The 3,378-nt window shown below is 46.3% G+C and carries 4 protein-coding genes; 3 read left to right on the top strand and 1 reads right to left on the bottom strand.

Features of this window, described 5'->3' with window-relative positions; genetic code table 11:
• The 3 genes from JZU62_RS00080 to JZU62_RS00070 all read left to right on the top strand — a co-directional run.
• Positions 1–1,404 (top strand): hypothetical protein (locus tag JZU62_RS00080; RefSeq protein ID WP_295010712.1); only part of this gene is annotated, 1,404 nt, incomplete at its 5' end.
• Positions 1,401–2,354: a hypothetical protein gene (locus JZU62_RS00075; RefSeq protein ID WP_295010710.1), complete on the top strand. Its 954-nt coding sequence runs from the start codon at positions 1,401–1,403 to the stop codon at positions 2,352–2,354. The genes JZU62_RS00080 and JZU62_RS00075, both read left to right, overlap by 4 nt.
• The gene (locus tag JZU62_RS00070; RefSeq protein ID WP_295010707.1) at positions 2,351–2,878 is read left to right on the top strand and encodes a YceI family protein; all 528 of its coding nucleotides are present in this window, start codon (positions 2,351–2,353) and stop codon (positions 2,876–2,878) included. Before JZU62_RS00075 ends, JZU62_RS00070 begins: the two co-directional genes overlap by 4 nt.
• Here JZU62_RS00070 and JZU62_RS00065 read toward each other — a convergent pair.
• Positions 2,839–3,378, bottom strand: a 540-nt coding sequence (locus JZU62_RS00065; RefSeq protein WP_295010705.1) for an MBL fold metallo-hydrolase, incomplete at its 5' end; no start/stop codon positions are given. The two genes, JZU62_RS00070 and JZU62_RS00065, sit on opposite strands and share 40 nt — an antisense overlap.

Below are 3,378 nucleotides of genomic sequence, written 5' to 3'. Positions count from 1 at the left end.
TCACTCCATATTTCACAGATGCTGTACGGGTTTTTCCCATTGATGCTCTCTTTGCTCCCCTTTGCACTGTTCCAAAAAGAGGGGGTTCTATCTGAAACGGCGATAGCTCATTTGCGCCGCTATTTCGTAATTTGGAACCTCTTTTTACTCTTTATGTCTATGGCATTGCTATTCGGAAATATTCGGGGATTACCGTTTTACGATTTTCCCTATCAGCTGAATTTCCTCCTTGCTTTTAGCGGTCTGTTTTATCTCCTAGCCCTCATCGATGCACTGCGTCGTTATGAGAAGCGTCCTCTGTGGGTCAATGTATCGCTCGCCGCCGTCATCGCCGCACCTATCGCTTTGGTAGTGCTGATGAACCCGCAATACGGTCAGGTGGAGCAAACTCTCATCGGACCGCACGGTGATAATACATTGGGGATGAGTTTTACCCTCATTCCGATCTATTATCTCCTCATTAAGCTGGTCGCAACACAGGAGTTCAAACCGCGATGGCATTGGTTGTGGATTGTCCCGTTAGTGGGGTATTTGCTATCCCTCATCATCCGTAACTTTTTCCATAATTTGAGCTACAACGAAGAGTGGTTTTTTCAGTATCTCACTCTCCTTTATCTGCCGCTGTTATGGGTATGGCTCCGTGATGCGGGGGTAAATTTTAACACTAACCCTTATTTGATCCTCTCCATTTGGGCATTCGTGTTTGTGGATGTAGAGGGGAATTTTCTCTTTATCCCTGAAATTCGCTCGTTGATTCACCGCAATGATTTGGTGGTGGGGCACGCGCATATCGCAATGGGGCTAGGGGTGGCGTTTATGGCACTCGCCATTTTGCACCAGCTTTTGCCGAACCTTTTCCGTCGGGTCTATGCAGTGCTATGGACAGCACTGATGGCGCTGATGGCACTCGTTCTTACGATAGCGGGGATACTGGAAGCCAGCGGAGATAGTACAGCGGTAGAACCCTATTTGGGGATGCGTGCGCTGATCGGTGCATTGCTTGTGGGGATCATCGTGTGGATTACCTATGAGAGGCTTAAGTTTAAACTGGATTCGCCGCTAAAACTCTATCACTTGAGCGGATTTTTGAGCGATGCGGGGGGTGGGGTGATCCTCATCCTCTCTGGGGCGGCATTGTTCCCATTGCTCGGATTTCATTTTAGCGGAACGTATGAGTACATCGTTTTTGCGTTTATGATCGGGACGGGGTTGGCACATTGGTATGGACTTCAGTATGACCCGCACCGATTTGGCGAATTTACTGCATCGGTACGTGCCATCTGCGCATCCGTCTTTGTGGCTCTCTATATGGCAGGGATGCTCGATGGGATCGCCCTTTTGGTAGCTCTTTATGACGCTGGTTTTGCATTGGTCTATTGGTTGTTTTTACGAGGCAGAGCGTGAATCTACTCGTCCTCGTCCTCAGTTCACAGCTTTTGTACTATCTTCTTATCGCCCAAACAGGGGTGGTCGGGGCGTTTGATTCCCATATTCATGATCTCTACACCCTCCCTATCGGCGGGATAATCGGAAGTTTGCTTAGTGCTCTTTGGCGTCACCTTGATCTCAAAATGGAGCTTATGTTTTTATTTGGAGTTCAGATTATGATCTCGTGGTTTTATCCCAACTATTCGCTTGGGGTGTTACTGACACTAGGGTTTGTTGTGGGGTATACCACTCCGATTCTGATTTATATTTTCAGCTCTCAAGGAAAAGCTCAGCTCGCGCTCGGGTTGGCAATATCCTATGCGATCGGTACGGCACTTTATACCTATCCGTTTGAAGAGCGGAGGGTAATTGCGTTAGTTTTACCGCTAATATCTATTATTGCACTCTATTTCTTTGATCTTAAACGTCTTATCGTGATCAAATATAAAAAGTTTCCATGGCGCATCGTGGCGATTATGATGCTTTGGATTTTTGCCGATTCGGCGCTCTTTGAGACATTGAGCCGATCCGGCGGTATGGATATTTGGAGTGAGTATACGGGGGTGATTATTGTATCTCACCTAGTCGGGGTGTACGGAGCGTATCATTTCGGAGATGAACTAATCAAACAGATCCCGCTTGTTTTAGGACTGTTTGTTATGAGTTATCTCTTTTATTGGTTGGAAATCCCCTTGGCGCTTGCCATTGTCTATCCCGTTGTCATTTCGTATTATAATGTTCTTTTATTTCACAAACTAATGCAGTTACGAAATGTCAGAGTGATTGCGTTGAGTATGATCGGTGTCGGCTGGATTGCCACCTCTGCGGCTAATGCAATCGCAATAGAGCATCAGCTTTGGATTGCGGCGGTCGTTTTGGGGGTATTTTTCCTAGTCGTTCCATTTTATTTTAGGAGGATTTCATGATAAAAATAAGTATTGCGGCACTGTTGCTCGCTTCTTCGCTCACGGCGGGGAGTTTAAGTTTTGAGTCTGGGAGTATTAAAGCTCATACGGAAGTATTCGGAGACACTACGATTGACCCGATGACTAAAAAAGCGACGTCGCATTTAAGCATGGATGCTTCTCCTACGACGTTAAAAGGCTCCATCGAGATCTCGATGAGTGATCTTTTCAGCGATAACAAAAAGCGTGATGAGCATATGCAAGAAGCGTTAGAGTCTTCTAGCTTCCCGAAAGCGGTTTTTGATCTCAAAGAGGTTGTCTCAAAAGGTGGAGACAACTATGTCCTAAAAGGGACTATGAATCTCCACGGTGTCAGTAAAGCGATGAACTTCGATGGGACGATTACCGAAGAGGGTAATAAGGTGCGCATTAAAGCTCAAAGCAGTATGAAAATGACCGATTTCGGGATCAAACTGATCAAAATGATGTTTTTGACGGTACGCGATCAGGTTGATTTGAGTGTCGATGTGGGGTTGAAACGATAAATCTCCCCTATCCGTAGCGTAAGGGAGCGAAATGAGTGGGTTGATGAGTTAACTAAGTGCTCAAACCACTCTATCGGCTCATCGACCGACTCATCGGAGAGTTTAAAGGTTCCGTAGTGGATCGGGATAAGGGTTTTTGCCCCTAAATCGTGTGCGGCTCGGAGCGCTTCAGGGGGGTTGATATGCACCTTCTTCATGATTTTTTCGGGACGATATGCCCCGATGGGTAAAAACGCTTCATCAATCTCAAATCGCTCTTGTATCTCTTTGAAATGCTCTCCGTAGGCAGTATCTCCGCTATGGTAGATCGAATGATCTGCGTTTTGTATCACATACCCTCCCCACAATGCTTTGTTCATATCCAGATAGGTACGGTTGCTCCAATGCAGGCTTGGAACCAACGTGATAAATAACCCGCCCACCATCACCGATTCCCACCACTCCAGCTCAAAACATCGCTCACGATCTATTTTACCTTTGAGATAACGCCAAAATCCATT

This window comes from Sulfuricurvum sp. (assembly GCF_019163035.1).
Lineage (GTDB): Bacteria > Campylobacterota > Campylobacteria > Campylobacterales > Sulfurimonadaceae > Sulfuricurvum.
This window is presented reverse-complemented; position numbering and strand designations above follow the sequence as displayed.

Excerpts from the sequence above, each read along its gene's own strand:
- JZU62_RS00070 (WP_295010707.1), top strand. The coding sequence starts at position 2,351 with ATGATAAAAATAAGTATTGCGGCACTGTTGCTCGCTTCTTCGCTCACG.